Source organism: Halopseudomonas sp. Lyrl_26, from assembly GCF_051948695.1.
Classification (GTDB): domain Bacteria; phylum Pseudomonadota; class Gammaproteobacteria; order Pseudomonadales; family Pseudomonadaceae; genus Halopseudomonas; species Halopseudomonas formosensis.
The window spans coordinates 65,804-80,460 of sequence record NZ_JAYJLH010000008.1; the positions used below are offsets into that span (position 1 = coordinate 65,804).

Annotated in this window: 14 protein-coding genes, 1 other RNA gene and 1 pseudogene; 9 read left to right on the plus strand and 7 right to left on the minus strand. The window is 62.3% G+C overall.

From position 1 onward, the window contains the following. Nucleotides 1-75: 75 nt before the first annotated feature. Nucleotides 76-483, plus strand: a pseudogene (locus tag VF673_RS11090) (outer membrane protein assembly factor BamE); the annotation flags it as partial. A gap of 80 nt (nucleotides 484-563) precedes the next feature. Here the strand turns inward: VF673_RS11090 and VF673_RS11095 are convergent. Beyond that, nucleotides 564-875, minus strand: coding sequence for an RnfH family protein (locus VF673_RS11095; RefSeq protein ID WP_273125724.1), 312 nt, complete (start codon nucleotides 873-875; stop codon nucleotides 564-566). After that, entirely contained in the window at nucleotides 868-1,299 is a 432-nt protein-coding gene (locus VF673_RS11100; RefSeq protein ID WP_090539710.1) for a type II toxin-antitoxin system RatA family toxin, read from the minus strand. The genes VF673_RS11095 and VF673_RS11100 overlap by 8 nt, the downstream gene beginning before the upstream one ends. A gap of 188 nt (nucleotides 1,300-1,487) precedes the next feature. On the opposite strand from VF673_RS11100, the gene smpB reads away from it, so the two are divergent. Together smpB and ssrA are read left to right on the plus strand one after the other, a co-directional pair. Then, entirely contained in the window at nucleotides 1,488-1,970 is a 483-nt protein-coding gene (smpB, locus tag VF673_RS11105) for an SsrA-binding protein SmpB (protein ID WP_440291975.1), read from the plus strand. Nucleotides 1,971-2,049: 79 nt separating this feature from the next. Then, nucleotides 2,050-2,405, plus strand: a transfer-messenger RNA (tmRNA) gene (gene ssrA, locus VF673_RS11110). A 577-nt stretch (nucleotides 2,406-2,982) separates the two neighbouring features. Here ssrA and VF673_RS11115 read toward each other — a convergent pair. After that, entirely contained in the window at nucleotides 2,983-3,195 is a 213-nt protein-coding gene (locus VF673_RS11115) for a helix-turn-helix transcriptional regulator (protein ID WP_440291976.1), read from the minus strand. Between the two features lie 303 nt (nucleotides 3,196-3,498). On the opposite strand from VF673_RS11115, the gene VF673_RS11120 reads away from it, so the two are divergent. Both VF673_RS11120 and VF673_RS11125 read left to right on the plus strand, forming a co-directional pair. After that, a complete protein-coding gene (locus VF673_RS11120; RefSeq protein WP_440291977.1) occupies nucleotides 3,499-3,759 on the plus strand; it encodes a helix-turn-helix transcriptional regulator in 261 nt (86 codons plus the stop codon). After that, nucleotides 3,749-5,044 carry a type II toxin-antitoxin system HipA family toxin gene (locus VF673_RS11125; RefSeq protein ID WP_440291978.1) on the plus strand — a complete coding sequence of 432 codons (1,296 nt, stop codon included), beginning with the start codon at nucleotides 3,749-3,751 and terminating at the stop codon, nucleotides 5,042-5,044. The genes VF673_RS11120 and VF673_RS11125 overlap by 11 nt, the downstream gene beginning before the upstream one ends. Before the next feature lie 117 nt (nucleotides 5,045-5,161). On the opposite strand, the gene VF673_RS11130 is transcribed toward VF673_RS11125, so the two are convergent. The 4 genes from VF673_RS11130 to ypfJ all read right to left on the minus strand — a co-directional run bounded on the left by VF673_RS11130 (nucleotide 5,162) and on the right by ypfJ (nucleotide 9,641). After that, nucleotides 5,162-5,386, minus strand: coding sequence for a hypothetical protein (locus VF673_RS11130; protein ID WP_440291979.1), 225 nt, complete (start codon nucleotides 5,384-5,386; stop codon nucleotides 5,162-5,164). Nucleotides 5,387-5,473: 87 nt separating this feature from the next. After that, complete coding sequence (locus tag VF673_RS11135) at nucleotides 5,474-6,595, minus strand: Fic family protein (protein ID WP_440291980.1); 1,122 nt, start codon at nucleotides 6,593-6,595, stop codon at nucleotides 5,474-5,476. A 424-nt stretch (nucleotides 6,596-7,019) separates the two neighbouring features. Continuing rightward, nucleotides 7,020-8,672 carry an isovaleryl-CoA dehydrogenase gene (locus VF673_RS11140; protein WP_440291981.1) on the minus strand — a complete coding sequence of 551 codons (1,653 nt, stop codon included), beginning with the start codon at nucleotides 8,670-8,672 and terminating at the stop codon, nucleotides 7,020-7,022. A 75-nt stretch (nucleotides 8,673-8,747) separates the two neighbouring features. Next, entirely contained in the window at nucleotides 8,748-9,641 is an 894-nt protein-coding gene (ypfJ, locus tag VF673_RS11145; protein WP_273124801.1) for a KPN_02809 family neutral zinc metallopeptidase, read from the minus strand. 152 nt (nucleotides 9,642-9,793) lie between these two features. On the opposite strand from ypfJ, the gene VF673_RS11150 reads away from it, so the two are divergent. From VF673_RS11150 to VF673_RS11165, 4 genes are all read left to right on the plus strand, one after another. Beyond that, nucleotides 9,794-11,065 carry a PQQ-dependent sugar dehydrogenase gene (locus VF673_RS11150; protein WP_440291982.1) on the plus strand — a complete coding sequence of 424 codons (1,272 nt, stop codon included), beginning with the start codon at nucleotides 9,794-9,796 and terminating at the stop codon, nucleotides 11,063-11,065. A 118-nt stretch (nucleotides 11,066-11,183) separates the two neighbouring features. Next, nucleotides 11,184-11,957 carry a class II aldolase/adducin family protein gene (locus VF673_RS11155; RefSeq protein ID WP_090539642.1) on the plus strand — a complete coding sequence of 258 codons (774 nt, stop codon included), beginning with the start codon at nucleotides 11,184-11,186 and terminating at the stop codon, nucleotides 11,955-11,957. A gap of 99 nt (nucleotides 11,958-12,056) precedes the next feature. Further along, nucleotides 12,057-13,943, plus strand: a complete 1,887-nt coding sequence (locus VF673_RS11160; RefSeq protein ID WP_440291983.1) for a DUF294 nucleotidyltransferase-like domain-containing protein — start codon at nucleotides 12,057-12,059, stop codon at nucleotides 13,941-13,943. Beyond that, on the plus strand, nucleotides 13,940-14,656 hold the full coding sequence (locus VF673_RS11165; protein ID WP_440291984.1) for a 3'-5' exonuclease: 717 nt from the start codon (nucleotides 13,940-13,942) through the stop codon (nucleotides 14,654-14,656). Before VF673_RS11160 ends, VF673_RS11165 begins: the two co-directional genes overlap by 4 nt. Nucleotide 14,657: the final 1 nt, after the last annotated feature.

The window sequence follows — 14,657 nt, forward strand, 5'->3', positions numbered from 1 at the left end:
GCTTCGCAGCGCTGGATCTGTCGGGTATGATTCAGGGCCATTCAGCAAACTTTCGATAGTGGATGTTACCACGCGATGCCAAATAGTCTGAACCGTGCCCTTTGTATCCTGGTATTTTGTGCCGCCAGCGCCAGCCTTTCCGGTTGCGGATTCCCCGGCGTGTACAAGATCGACATTCAACAGGGCAACGTCGTTACCCAGGAAATGGTGGACCAGTTGCGCCCCGGCATGACCACCCGCCAGGTGCGCTTCATCATGGGCACCCCGCTCATCCAGGACACCTTCGAACCGAACCGCTGGGATTACCTGTACAGCATGCAGTCGGGGCATAACCCGCGCGAGCAGGAACGTATCAGCCTGATGTTCGAGAATGATCGTCTGGTCGGTCTGGCCGGCGACTTTGTCCCCGGCACCAGCCGCGACGAGGCCATCATGGGCAACACCGCCGATTCCGCGACACAGGACGTCGAACCGGCAGCCCGCAGCTACCCGATCGACCTCGGCGCCCCGCTCGGCACCGGCGAATGATATCCCGGGAGCGGCGGCTCGCCCCGCTCCCCGGCTCACTCGCTTTTGAGACCTTCCCTGGCCCGCGCGGCGCGCTGCTTGCGCACCTCCTTCGGGTCGGCAATCAGCGGTCGGTAGATCTCCACCCGCTCACCATCCTCAAGCACCCGCTCGGCCGGCGCCGCCACCGCCTTGCCGAAGATGCCCATGGCACTGTGCTCCACATCCAGCCCCGGAAAGTGCTCGGCGATACGTGACAGCTGTGCCGCCTGCAGCATGGTAGTGCCCGCCGGAACCGTCAGCCGTATCACCTTCTGCTTGTCCGGCAGCGCATAGGCCACCTCGACACTGATGCCCTTATCAACCATAGAGTTCGTGCGCCCGCTTGGAGAACGCCTCTACCATGGTATTGGCGGCATGGTTGAACAGCGGGCCCAGCGTCGCCTTTACCAGCGTGCCGGAGTAGTTGAACTGCAGGTCCAGGGTGATCTTGCAGGCCTGCTCGTTGAGCGCCTGGAACTCCCAGACCCCGTGCAGCTCACTGAAGGGACCGTCCTCCAGGTGCATGTCGATGCGCTTGCCCGGCACCAGATCGTTACGGGTGGTGAAGCTCTGATGGATCCCCGCCTTGCCCACGGTCAGCCGGGCGCGCATCTGCTCGTCACTCTCGCTGAGAACTTCCGCCTTGCTGCACCAGGGGAGGAATTCGGGGTAATGCTCGACCCGGTTCACCAGGTCATACAGACGCTCTGCTGGAAATGGCAACAGAGCCGAACGCTTGATATGCGTCATAAATGATCACTTAGTTGCTCAGGAATTTGCTTGGGCAGAACATAGCCTACCAGCGAATAGACCACAGGGTGCAGGGGCAATTCCTCACCGCCTGCCCGGCGACCCGGCACGAAGGACGACTCCAACCGCTGCCGTCATCACTTCAACGTGATAGCCGAAGAACGCGCCAGTCCCTATAATACCCGCCCATGAGCAAACAAAAGAAATCCCAGCCCACCGGCGGCACCATAGCCCTTAACAAAAGGGCCAAACACGAGTACTTCATCGAACAGCGCTTCGAGGCGGGCATCGCCCTGGCCGGCTGGGAAGTGAAGAGCCTGCGCGCCGGCAAGGCACAGCTGGTGGACAGCTACATCCTGCTCAAGGATGGCGAAGCCTACCTGTTCGGCGCCCACATCACCCCCCTGCAGACCGCCAGCACCCACGTCATTGCCGACCCTACGCGCACCCGCAAGCTGCTGCTGCACGCCAAGGAGCTGGAAAAGATCATCGCCGGGGTCGAGCAGAAGGGCTACAGCTGCGTCCCCCTGGCGCTCTACTGGAAAAAACATCTGGTCAAGTGCGAGATTGCCCTGGTCAAGGGCAAGAAGGACTACGACAAGCGCGCCAGCGAGAAGGACAGGGACTGGGATCGCGAGAAGCAGCGCCTGGTACGCGAAGCCAACCGCTGAGCGCCGCCGCTGTACGTCGGGGAACCTTTCCCGTAGAATGGCGTCTGATTCATCGAGCAACACAAGTACCAAGGGTTTTGGGGCCGATCAGGATTCGACGACGGTTACAAAGCTTGAGGGGCATGCCGAGTTGGTAACAGAACTCGTAAATCCACTGTTGCAAACTAATAGTTGCCAACGACGACAACTACGCCCTGGCCGCTTAAGTCGGTCAGCAGCCTCTAGGGGATGCCTGTAAACCCGAAGATCTGGCTGTCATATAGAACAGGATCGCCGCCAAGTTCGCTGTAGACGTAACGGCTAAAACTCATACAGCTCGCTCCTAGCGCCCTGCCACTCGGGCCGCGACGAGTTAACTAAATAGAGATGGCTAAGCATGTAGAACCGATAGTGGCGGACTGGCGGACGGGGGTTCAAATCCCCCCGGCTCCACCAAACAAGCAAACCCCAACCGTTCGCGGTTGGGGTTTTTTCTTGCCTGATCGCGCCAGCTCCCGCGTGTTGTTGAGGATTTCTGCGGAAGCCTGCGGACTTCGCCAGCCGCCCGAATTAGCCGTTCCCGGCCACATTCCACTCTCTCCTGGCCATTCCTCGCTCCGGACTCGCTCTCCGGAATTGGCACGAAGTCCGCAAAGTCCGTGACAGACCCTGTTACAGGTCAATAGGTTACGCGCGGACGAATCAAGCGGTTGGATTGCAGCATTGGCTACCGGAGTGGGCAAACGTCCCTCGCGTAGAGCCAGCAGACCTACCCTGCTTTCTGTTCGTGTCTGTAATGGCCCAGCGGAATTTGCACACTCGACATAGTCACGGGCAGCGCGCGTCAGCGTGCGCGGATCGGACAGGCCATGGCCGCCTGACTTAAACGAAATGGCCTCCATAAAACCCGGTGTGATTCAGTCCAAGCTTGTGGACTGCGGACTTTCAATGCGGCCCATTACGGCCGTCGAGAGCCCCCTTCATGTTGCAAAACGTCGGCACTTATCAATAACTGCCGACTAAACCGAACACATCAGCCAGCACTGGCTTGAGCCGTTGAGGTCTTGGTCGACGTCGCCAGGCACGACTCCTCGTAGGCTTCGATGTCGACCTGCCTGTACAGCGCGCGCCCCTTCAGCTTCATGAGTTTCGGCCCGATGCCTTCGCTGCGCCAGCGCTCAAGGCAGGCCTCGCTGAGATGCCAGCGCGCGGCCAGTTGTTTTTGATTGAGGTGAACGACTTCCATTTTGGTCTCCTTCCGAATGAGTTGGCAGGAGTCCATGAAGGCGCTGTTCCGCGCGTGAGCCAAGCGATATGTGGCGCAGCCCCATTCGCCGCAAAGAGGAATTCGTGGCGCAGTTTTGAAAACCGCGCCACATTAGGTGTAAATGGGTGTCAATTTGGAATTGAGAGCGGTTCATTATTTCCCGATCGGGAAGCAAAGGCCCGAATCATGCCCTAAGCACACCGAACATTCCCGATCGGGAAATATCTCTTGCACTTAGTCCGGTTGTGCCCGATAATTTCCCGAACGGGAAACTGAGCAACCATGACATCCATTCGATCTCCTCAACAACTGGGGCGTGCACTGCGTGCCGCTCGCAAGCAGCTCGGGCTGACCCAGCCCCAGTTGGCACTGGCGGCTGGGGTGGGTGTGCGCTTCATTGTCGACCTTGAAGCAGGCAAGCCCACCTTAAGACTGGAAAACGTACTGCGGGTCATTGATGCATTGGGTGGAGAAGTCCAGTTGAGCGGGTTGCCATCATCTGTGACCAATGATCAACATGAGGGTGGCGACCATGGCGCCTGAGCTGGAAGTCTGGCTATTCGCAGATCGTGTCGGCACGCTGGCGCTGGTCGATGGGCGGCTAAATTTTTGCTACGCCCCCGGTTGGCTGTCACACAAAGACGCCGTTGCCTTGTCCGCCTCACTCCCCCTGCAAGCAGAGCCGTTCGACGATCGCAAAACGCGTCCCTTCTTTGCGGGTCTTCTACCTGAAGGGCAAATGCGCCGCGTGATTGCGCAGCAGTTCCAGGTGTCTGGCCAAAACGACTTTGCGCTGCTGGACCACATCGGCGGCGAATGCGCCGGGGCCGTGACCTTCCTCGAGCCCGGCCAGGCTTTGCCTGTGCCAACACGCAGCGATGACGTTCAATGGCTGAGCGACGACGAAGTCGTTGCCATCCTGGATGAATTGCCGCATCGACCTATGCTGGCAGGCAAAGACGGCTTGCGGCTGTCCTTGGCTGGCGCCCAAGACAAGTTGCCAGTGGTTTTCGATGGCGCGCGCATCGGGCTGCCCCTCAACGGCACGCCTAGCTCGCACATCCTGAAACCGGCCATCCACGCTGTTAAAGACAGCGTGATCAACGAAGGATTTTGCATGGCACTGGCTGAGGCCATGCAGCTCAAACCGGCAAAGTCAAAAATTCACCAGGTATTGGATCGCTCCTTTCTACTGGTTGAGCGCTACGACCGACTGATCGATGCCCAGGGGCAGCGGCAACGTCTTCATCAAGAGGACTTTTGCCAGGCACTGGGCGTGGTGCCGGAAATGAAATACCAGAATGAAGGTGGCCCGGATCTGGTGCAGTGTTTTGATCTGGTGCGCAGTGCGACGCGCCCCAGTGCGCCGCAAGTCCTGCGACTGCTCGATTACGTGATCTTCAATGCGCTGATCGGTAACCATGATGCGCACGCCAAGAATTTCTCTCTGCTGTACTCAGGCAAGACACCCGTTCTGGCACCGTTTTACGACACGCTCTCGACGGCGGTGTATCCAACCCTGACGCAGAAGATGGCGATGAAAATCGGCAGCAAGTACAAATTCAGCGAAGTCCAGGCGCGGCATTGGGAGCAGTTTGCAGAAGGCGTAGGGTTTACCAAGGCGCAGGCCAAACGGCGCATTCTGGAGTTGGCAAAGTTACTGCCGGCGACGGCGCGCAAGCTCCAGTCTGACCCCGGACACCGTTTTGCTGGCAATGCCGTGGTTGAGCAAATCAATACCTTGATTGAGCAACGCTGTGCCCTGACGATTCGGAGGCTCACCGACCCCGCCGCCGACAATGACGCAGTCGCCGAGCCCTCCGTTTGAACCACCATGCGGACGCGGGTTCGATTCCGGGTTTGGGAATTGAACCGGCCTCCAATCGCAGACGAGTTTGACGCCCGCTCCCGGCGACCAGCCCAGCTAGAAAACCTGCTTGCAGGTCTACAATCCGGCAGGCTTTTCGATGGAGTTCGCACTGGTTCGCGGCAGCCCGCAGCGCTTCGATTGCGTACTTTCAAATAGCAGTTTGGTGCGGGGTGCCATCACCCGACCACAGAGTTTCAGGAATTTCGGCCCAATTCCCACGCTACGCCAGCGTTCGAAGGTGGCTTCGCTGATACTCCAGCGGGCGGCCAGTTGTTTTTGATTGAGGTGAACGACGTCCATCTTGGTCTCCTTCCGCATGAGTTGGCAGGAGTCCAGGAAGGCGCTGTTCGGTCCGCCAGCCAAGTCAATTCAGAAGACGCGCGGTTACTACGGGAGATCGTTCAGCTCGTAGCTGGTACTGCGCCCGCCCGCATTCGATTTCCGCAGCACGCCGCGCGCGAGCAGGTCGTTGATGTCGCGCAGCGCCGTGTCTGGCGAGCACTTGGCGATCGCCGCCCACTTGCTGCTGGTGAGCTTACCTTCAAAGCCATCGAGTAGCCGGTTGAGCAATTTCACCTGTCGCTCGTTCAAAGGTGTGGCTGCCCAGTGCTGCCAGAAGCGTGCCTTGGTCAGCACGGCATCGAGGGTGTGCTGCGCCTGATCGACGGCGCGATGCAGGGTGTCGAGGAACCAGGCCAGCCACTCGGTGACGTCCATGGACCGCTTCTGGGTGCGCTCCAGAATATCGTAGTAGGCCTTGCGCTCCCGCTGGATCTGCGCCGACAGGCTGTAGAAGCGCTGCGGGCTGCCGTCGGCGCGCGCCAACAGCAGGTCGCCGATGGCCCGGGCGATACGGCCGTTGCCGTCGTCGAACGGGTGCAAGGTCACGAACCACAGATGGGCAAGCCCCGCCTTGACGAGCGGTGGCTCACCCGAGTCCGCATTGACCCATTCGAGGAAACGACCTGTCTCGGTCTCCAGTCGATCGGCGGGCGGCGCCTCGAAATGCACGCGCTGGCGGCCGATGGGGCCGGAGACCACCTGCATGGGGCCACTGGCGTCGTCGCGCCAACTGCCGACCTTGATCCTGGAGAGGCCGGAGTAACCAGTGGGAAAGAGCGCCGCGTGCCAGCCGAACAACCGCTCGCGGGTCACCGGCGCCGCGCAGTTGACCGTGGCGTCGAGCACCATCTCCACCACGCCTTCGACATGACGATCGACTGGAGCCAACGCCCCGATGTCGACGCCCAGCCGGCGAGCGATGCTTGAGCGCACGGACTCGACGTTGAGCTGCTCGCCCTCGATTTCGCTGGTCTTGACCACGTCTTCGGTGAGCGCCGCCAGGCTGGCCTGATCGCGCAGCGCCATGCCCACGTCGGCCAGACGCCCCAGCAAGAGCCCTTGAGCACGACTCACATCCGCCATAGGGCCAGCGAGCGCCGCCAGGTCGAAGCGCCAGTCCGGCCAGTCGCCGGCCTGCCAGATGTACTTGTAATCGCCGCTGTTCATGCGGAGATTATGGGCTTCATTCTCCGCATGCGCAAGCTATTCACCGCATATAATGCGGCGATAGAAGGTGCAATTCCCCGCACCCCGGGCTGCCTTACCCCGGAATGGGTGTGAATGGGTGTGCTCTTGGTCGGGGGGACGGACGCAGGTTCAATTCCCGATTCCGGAATCGAACCGGACCAGAGAAGCATACGAATTTGAACGGCCATATCGGTGACCGATCCACGGGAAAAACCGCTTGATCGTCCGCCGCCTCTGGCCTGCCAACCCCCGCTTTTCGCAGCAGCCAGCAGAACTTATCAACTTGCCGGAACGCCGGTATCGCGTACTTTCAACGGTCGTTTGGCGCGGGCTGCCGCCCCACCACCAAACACACAAATCCCATCCGTTAGCGGTAGGTTTTTTTGTGTTCCGCTCTCCCCAATCAGCCGCCCCACTGCGGCATGGCCCTGTTTATCAACAGATCCACCGGATCTCCGGGCTGCAGACAGCCCAGTGCAAAGCCGCGCTCGGCGCCCAGTCGGGCGCGGCAGAATGCATCACCAATCCCGGGCTGGCTCGAGCGCAGCAGCAGGGAGGCCTGAAGGGCCATGCCGGTGCGCTCGACCAGCAACCGGGAACGCATTTCCAACTCGTTCGGATCAGCAAAGCCCTGCGCCAGCCAGTCAAGCTGGCGGTCATAATCGCTGTTCAAGCCTCTGGCTGCGGTCAATTCGGCAAACAGGGCATCCCGGGTCTCCGGCTCCCGGCGCAGGGCACGCAGCACGTCGAGGCACTGCACGTTCCCGCTGCCTTCCCAGATGGAGTTCAGCGGCGCCTGGCGGTACAGGCGCGGCAGGATATTTTCCTCCACATAGCCAAGCCCGCCGAGGCATTCCTGCGCCTCATTGGTCACCAGCGGGCCGCGCTTGCAGATCAGATACTTGCCGATAGCGGTGGTGATGCGCGCAAAGGCGGCTTCCTGCTCGTCCCGCGGGGAGGCATCCACCGCCGCGGCCACCCGCATGGTCAGTGCCACTGCAGCCTCGTTCTCCAGCGCCAGATCGGCCAGCACGTTACGCATCAGCGGCTGATCGATCAGCAGGCGGCCGAAGGCCGCGCGCTGGCGCACATGGTTCAACGCCTGGGTAAGCGCCTGTCGCATCATGCTCGCCGAGCCTATCATGCAGTCCAGTCGGGTCAGTGCCACCATTTCCAGAATGGTGGCCACACCCCGCCCTTCCTGCCCTACCAGCCAGGCGGTAGCGCCGAGAAACTCCACTTCGGAAGAAGCGTTGCTCCAGTCGCCCAGCTTGTCCTTGAGGCGCTGGATCCGCACCGCGTTCAGGCTGCCATCGGGCAGCACCCGGGGCAGCAGGAAGCAGCCGATGCCCTGCCCGGTCTGCGCCAGCACCAGATGGGCGTCGCACATGGGGGCGGAGAAGAAGAATTTGTGGCCGATCAGCCGATAACTGCCGTCGGGCTGCTGCAGTGCCTGGGTGGTATTGCTGCGCACGTCAGAGCCACCCTGCTTTTCCGTCATGCCCATGCCAATGGTGCAACCACGCTTCTGCTCGGCAGGCAGGGTGCGCGGATCATAGTCGGAGGACAGCAGAAGCGGGACCCACTGTGCGGCCAGTTCAGGGCTGTGGCGCAACGCGGGAATGGAGGCGTAGGTCATGGTCAGCGGGCAGCAGGTGCCGGCATCCGCCTGGCCGTAGAGATACATCAATCCGGCTCGGGCAACGTGGGCTCCGGGACGCTCGGCGTTGTTCCAGGCGAAGCTGTGCATCTGGTTGGCCATGGCCGCGGCCATCAACTGGTGATAGGCCGGGTGAAACTCGACTTCATCGATGCGCCGACCATAACGGTCGAAACTGTGCAGCTCGGGCCTGTGCCGGTTGGCCAGTTCGCCGGCCTCCATCAGCTCATGCCCGACCTGCTGGCCCATGGCATCCAGGTTGTCCGCCGCCCACTCGGCACCGTGCCGGGCAATTGCCTGCTGCAACGGCAGATCGCTGCGCCAGAGGTTGTAGCCGGGCATGGGGTCAGGCTGGTTATGGACTTCATGCGTACGGAACTGCGCTTCGACTGACATTGTTCTTATCCTCCGCAGAATATGCCCTGACAGTACCGCCACCCCGGTAAAGATGCCACCGCCAGAGCCCGAGGGTCAGATCTGCCCCGAGAAGGTATCGCACTGACGCATGTCGCCGCTTTCGAAGCCGCGCTTGAACCAGGTCACCCGCTGCGCAGAGGTGCCATGGGTGAAGCTGTCCGGCACCACGTCGCCGCCGCTGCGTTTCTGCAGCCGGTCATCGCCGATGGCGGCGGCGGCCTGCAGGGCCTCCTCCAGATCACCGGGCTCGAGCATGCCGCTGAAGCGGTGGGCGGAATGGCCCCACACCCCGGCAAGGCAGTCGGCCTGCAGCTCCTGACGCACCGACAGGGCGTTGACCACAGCGGCGGACTTGCCGCGCCCGGCATCACGCACCTGCTGAGAGATGCCGAGCAGTGTCTGCAGGTGATGCCCAACCTCATGGGCGACGACATAGGCCTGGGCAAAGTCCCCGGGGGCGCCCAGCTGGCGATCCAGATCGTGGAAGAAGCTCAGATCGAGGTACACCTTGCGATCGGCGGGGCAGTAGAAGGGGCCTACCGCCGAGCTGGCGGTGCCGCAGGCCGAGGCCACCCGCTGGCTGAACAGCACCAGCACCGGCTCCTCGTACCGCTGCCCTTGTTCGGCCAGGATGCGCTGCCAGGTCTGCTCGGTGTCCGCCAGCACCACGGAGACGAATTCCGCCAGCTGCTGCTCCTCGGCGGAGAAGCTGGCGGTCTGCTGGGGAACAGGGCCGCCCAGCTGCAGCAGATCTATGCCCAGCATTCTGGCGCCGAAGAAGACCACCACCCCCACCGCCAGCACGATCCGACCCAGGCGGGTGCGCAGCAACCAGGGCAGGATGCGCAACAGAAGCAGGATCAGCCCGCCGCCGCCAGCGCCGGCACTCAAGGGCTGCCCACGCCGATCTTCGATATTGCTGCTCTGCCGTCTGCCTCGCCAGTCCATGCCCTGCTCCCGCCATGTGGTCAATTGCAGTTAGTGTAGCCGGCTGGAGGCCAAAGATGCTGCACGGCATTGGCTATCATGGGGATTGCGCAACCTCTGCCGGCGTACAGGTTCAAATAGCCGACCCCTTCAAGATCAGAACAGGAGCGACCATGCCCCGTTTTCGCCATTCCCTGCTTTTCCTGGCCATGCTCGGGCTGCTGTCCGCCTGCGACAAGGCCAGCGACACACCGTACCAGGCAAATACCACTACTGCCGCCAGTGAATCGGCGGGCCCGACCGACCGTCAGGATGAAGCGGCTGTCGCCGAGCAAGCCGAGGAGACTGCCGCCCGCCTGGCCGCGGCTGGCGAGCCCACGGCCAACCCGGGAGCAGCGGATCTGCCCTTCGAGGTAGCCGAGATAACCCGCTTTGATGCGCCCTGGGCCATGACCTTCCTGCCTGACGGGCGCCTGCTGGTGACGGAGATGGCCGGCGCCCTGCGCCTGCACGACCTTACCGCCAACAGCACCGGCAGCATCAGCGGCGTACCCGAGGTTGAACTGGTCAGTCAGGGCGGTTTGGGTGATGTGATACTGCATCCGGATTTTGCCAGCAATCAGATGATCTATCTGAGCTATGTGGAAGCCGACGACAGCGGCCGTGGGGCCGCTGTGGCCCGTGCCCGCCTGGTGCTGGATGACGACGGGGGCGGCGCCCTCGAGGACCTGCAGGTGATCTGGCGTCAGGTACCCAAGATGAGAGGTGGCGGTCATTTCGGCTACCGACTGCTGTTCGACGATGCGGGCAAGCTGTGGATCAGCTCCAGCGAGCGCCAGGAGTTCGATCCGGCACAGGATATGAACAGCAACCTGGGCAAGATCATCCGTCTGAATGACGACGGCAGCCTGCCTGAAGACAACCCCTTCGTTGATCAGGGTGAGGTGGCGGCCCAGATCTGGAGCCTCGGTCACCGCAACATCCTGGGCATGGCCTTCGATGCGCAGGGTCGTCTCTGGGCCCACGAGATGGGCCCCAAGGACGGGGACGAGCTGAATCTGATCATCAAGGGTGAGAACTACGGCTACCCGTTGGTCTCCAACGGCGAGCACTACGACGGCACCCCCATCCCGGATCACGACACTCGCCCCGAATTCAGGGCGCCGCTGATCACCTGGACCCCGGTGATTTCCCCCGCCGGGCTGGTCATCTATGACGGCGAACTCTTCCCCGACTGGCAGGGCAACGCCTTCATCGGCGGCCTGTCCTCCCGGTCGCTGGTGCGGGTGGCGCTGGAGGACGAGTCCGCCCGGGAAGCAGGGCGCTATGACATGCAAAGGCGTATCCGCGAGGTGGAACAGGGCCCGGATGGCGCGTTGTGGCTGCTGGAGGATGGCATGCGTGGTGGCAACGGCGCCCTGCTCAGAGTCACTCCCCGGACCTGACAGCTGCAACCACTGTCATCTGCGTGACAGTCGCAGGCGATGACCTCATCTACACTGCGATGAATGTCAGGCCGGCGAGATGCCGGCCTGATGACCTATCATCACGAGGGAACAGCCAATGAATGCAGTGCAGAAACAACCGGTGCTGGACGTCCGCAATCAGGTCAGCGCCGAAGAGTGGCAGACCCGGGTAGATCTGGCCGCCTGTTACCGTCTGGTCGCGCTCAACGGGTGGGATGACGTGATCTTCACCCACATCTCGGCCAAGATTCCCGGTACCGAGCATTTCCTGATCAATCCCTACGGGCTGATGTTCGAGGAGATCACCGCCTCCAATCTGGTGAAGATCGACCTGCAGGGCAACAAGGTGATGGACTCGCCCTACGAGATCAACCCGGCCGGGTTCACCATCCACAGCGCCGTGCATGAGGTACGTCACGATGCGGGCTGCGTCCTGCATACCCATACGGCGGCAGGCGTCGGCGTCTCGGCGCAGAAGAACGGCATACTGCCGATTTCCCAGCAGGCGCTGTTCGTACTCAGCAGTCTGGCCTACCACGACTACGAGGGCGTTGCCCTGCGCGAGGACGAGAAGGCGCGTCTGCAGCAGCATCTGGGCAGGGCCAAGAACATGGTGCTGCGCAACCACGGGCTGATGACCGTCGGCCGCGACGTGGCCGAGGCCTTCCTGGGGATGCACACCCTGCAGCGCTGCTGCGAGATCCAGATCAACGCCCAGGCCGGCGGCAGCGAGTTGATCCCGATTCCCCAGAGCATTCTGGACGGAGCCATCGAAAGCATGCGTCAGGTCACCAAGGGCGCAGGGGCCAATCTGGCCTGGCCGGCGCTGCTGCGCAAGGCACAACGGGACAGCCCCGGCTTCGACAGCTGATCCTCCCGGCCCTGTCGCCGCCAGGCGACAGGGCCGCCCTCGGGCATTCCCCGCGCACAGGCATTACACTGATGCCAATGTTCTGGCCGGAAGATGCCCATGCAAGTCGAACTGATCGAGATCCGCGACCACCTCAGCCGTTTCGCGCCCTTTGACGAACTCCCCGACGAGACCCTGGATGAGATCGCCAGTCAGACCCAGGTGCGCTACTTCAAGGCGGGCTCCCCCATTCTGGACAAGGACGCTCCCCTCAACGAGCTGCACTATATCCGCAGTGGCGCGGTGGAGATCTACCGACCCAACGGCGAGCTGTTCAACCGTCTCGGGGAAGGTGACATCTTCGGCCAGGCAGGCCTGCGCCGTAACCGTCGGGTACGCTTCCCGGCCAGGGCACTGGAAGACAGCCTGATCTACTTCATCCCCGGCGAGCTGTTCTTCCGCTTGTGCGATGAGCACGACAGTTTCGCCGACTTTGTCGATACCGAGGGCGCAGGGCGGCTGCGTTCAGCGGTACAGTCCCAGGGCCGGGCCAGTGAGCTGATCAAGGTGCGGGTGAACAGGCTGATCAGCCGGCCACCGGTCATGCTGGATGCCCAGTCGAGCATTCACCGCGCCGCTGCCGTGATGACCGAGCAGAGCGTCTCGGCGCTGCTGATTACCGAGCCGGATCCACAGCAACCGGAACTGCAGCGCGTGGCGGGCATCATTACCGACCGCGACTTTCGCACCCGGGTGGTGTCCGCCGCCTTGCCGCCGGAAACTCCCCTGCACAGCATCATGACCCCCGAGCCGATTACCCTGCAGGCCAATGCCTCGGTGCTGGACGCCATCCTCTGCATGTTGCGGCACAACATCCACCATCTGCCGATCCTCAGCCGCCGCCGGCCGGTGGGGCTGATCAATCTGGCCGATGTGATCCGCTATCAGTCCCAGAACAGCCTGTATCTGGTCAACGACATCTTCAATCGCCAGTCGGTCAGTGAGCTGCAGGAGCTGCTGCCGGATGTGCGGGCCACCTTTGTGCGCATGGTCGAGGACGAAGCCACCGCCCGGATGATCGGCAGCGCCCTGTCGAGTATCGGACGCAGCTTCATCCAGCGCCTGATCGATCTGGCAGAGAAGGAGCTGGGACCGCCGCCAGTGCCCTACAGTTTCATGGTGCTGGGCTCCATGGCCCGTGACGAGCAGTTGATTGTTACCGACCAGGATAATGCGCTGGTGCTGGACGACCGCTTTGAGCCGGCTGAGCATGACGACTATTTTCTGCGGCTTGCGACCTTTGTCAGCGATGGGCTGGCCGCCTGCGGCTACAGCTACTGCAAGGGCGAGATCATGGCCACCAACCCGAAGTGGCGCCAGCCGCTGGCGGTCTGGAAGCGCTATTTCAGCGAATGGATCGAAAGACCCAACCCCAAGGCCCTGCTCAACAGCAATATCTTCTTTGACCTCGACTCGGTCAGCGGCCAGACTGATCATGTGGAGCAACTGCGCGAACTGATCGCCCACAAAGCCAGCCGCAATCCGAACTTCCTCGCGCTGATGGCGCGCAATTCCCTGAACCGCACCCCGCCGCTGGGGATATTTCGCACCTTTGTCATGGAACAGGATGGCAAACAGCGCAACATCATCAACCTCAAGGGCCGGGGAACGGCGCCGCTGACTGATCTGATCCGGGTACACGCACTGGCCATTGGTTCCACTGCGCAGAACTCCCACGATCGACTGGATGATATTGCCCAGACCCGTCTGATGCCCCGGGAGCAGGTGGAGCGGCTGCGCTATGCGCTGGAGTTCCTGTCGCTGGCACGCATACGTCACCAGGCGCTGGACATCCAGGAAGGCCGCGAACCCAACAACTATATCGAACCGGAGAATGTCTCTGCAGCCGAGCGTCACGGCCTCAAGGACGCCTTTCAGGTCCTGAGCCATGCCCAGAAATTCCTGCGCTTCCGCTATCCGCTCACCGCGCCGGGACGGCCCTCATGAACCGTCCGGCCTTACGGCGACCGACGGACTGGCCGCAGTATCTGGCCAGCCGCGCGGAGACGGCACGGCACCCGCTGCTGCGCGACTTCTACCGTGCCGACTGGCCGGGTGCCGACACCCCCCTGGCCGAGCTGGAGTTCGCCGCGCTGGATATCGAGACCACGGGGCTGGATCCCAGCCAGCATGCCATTGTCAGCATTGGGCTGATCCCCTTCACTCTGGAGCGGATACGCAGCCATCAGGCCTGGTACCAGCTGGTACGACCGGTGGGGGATCTGACTGCAGATTCGGTCACGTTTCACCAGATCACCCATGCCGATATCCAGCGCGCGCCGCGCTTCGAGGACATTCTGCAGGGGTTGCTGGAACAGCTTGCCGGGCGCATAGCCGTGGTGCACTTTCGCAATATGGAGCGGCCCTTCCTGGATCGGGCCACCACCCGGGTGCTGGGCGAGGGGCTGCAGTTTCCGATGATCGACACCATGCAGATCGAGGCGAACCTGCACCCGCGCCGGCGGCTGGGCTGGTGGCAGCGGCTCGCCGGCAAACAGCCTTTATCCATTCGCCTGGCCGACAGCCGCTCGCGTTATGGCTTGCCGCTGTATCAGGCGCACCACGCCCTGACCGATGCCCTGGCCACCGCCGAACTGTTCCAGGCCCAGGTGGCGACCCACTTCTCACCGGCGCATCGGCTGGGCGACTTCTGTTGCTGAG

What these genes read in the sequence shown, in the direction of transcription:
- VF673_RS11100 (WP_090539710.1), bottom strand. Translation starts at nt 1,299, where the DNA reads ATGACGCATATCAAGCGTTCGGCTCTGTTGCCATTTCCAGCAGAGCGT.
- VF673_RS11160 (WP_440291983.1), top strand. Translation starts at nt 12,057, where the DNA reads ATGCAAGTCGAACTGATCGAGATCCGCGACCACCTCAGCCGTTTCGCG.
- VF673_RS11165 (WP_440291984.1), top strand. Translation starts at nt 13,940, where the DNA reads ATGAACCGTCCGGCCTTACGGCGACCGACGGACTGGCCGCAGTATCTG.
- VF673_RS11115 (WP_440291976.1), bottom strand. Translation starts at nt 3,195, where the DNA reads ATGGAAGTCGTTCACCTCAATCAAAAACAACTGGCCGCGCGCTGGCAT.
- VF673_RS11135 (WP_440291980.1), bottom strand. Translation starts at nt 6,595, where the DNA reads ATGAACAGCGGCGATTACAAGTACATCTGGCAGGCCGGCGACTGGCCG.
- VF673_RS11140 (WP_440291981.1), bottom strand. Translation starts at nt 8,672, where the DNA reads ATGTCAGTCGAAGCGCAGTTCCGTACGCATGAAGTCCATAACCAGCCT.
- VF673_RS11155 (WP_090539642.1), top strand. Translation starts at nt 11,184, where the DNA reads ATGAATGCAGTGCAGAAACAACCGGTGCTGGACGTCCGCAATCAGGTC.
- ypfJ (WP_273124801.1), bottom strand. Translation starts at nt 9,641, where the DNA reads ATGGACTGGCGAGGCAGACGGCAGAGCAGCAATATCGAAGATCGGCGT.
- VF673_RS11125 (WP_440291978.1), top strand. Translation starts at nt 3,749, where the DNA reads ATGGCGCCTGAGCTGGAAGTCTGGCTATTCGCAGATCGTGTCGGCACG.
- VF673_RS11130 (WP_440291979.1), bottom strand. Translation starts at nt 5,386, where the DNA reads ATGGACGTCGTTCACCTCAATCAAAAACAACTGGCCGCCCGCTGGAGT.
- VF673_RS11150 (WP_440291982.1), top strand. Translation starts at nt 9,794, where the DNA reads ATGCCCCGTTTTCGCCATTCCCTGCTTTTCCTGGCCATGCTCGGGCTG.
- VF673_RS11095 (WP_273125724.1), bottom strand. Translation starts at nt 875, where the DNA reads ATGGTTGATAAGGGCATCAGTGTCGAGGTGGCCTATGCGCTGCCGGAC.
- VF673_RS11120 (WP_440291977.1), top strand. Translation starts at nt 3,499, where the DNA reads ATGACATCCATTCGATCTCCTCAACAACTGGGGCGTGCACTGCGTGCC.
- smpB (WP_440291975.1), top strand. Translation starts at nt 1,488, where the DNA reads ATGAGCAAACAAAAGAAATCCCAGCCCACCGGCGGCACCATAGCCCTT.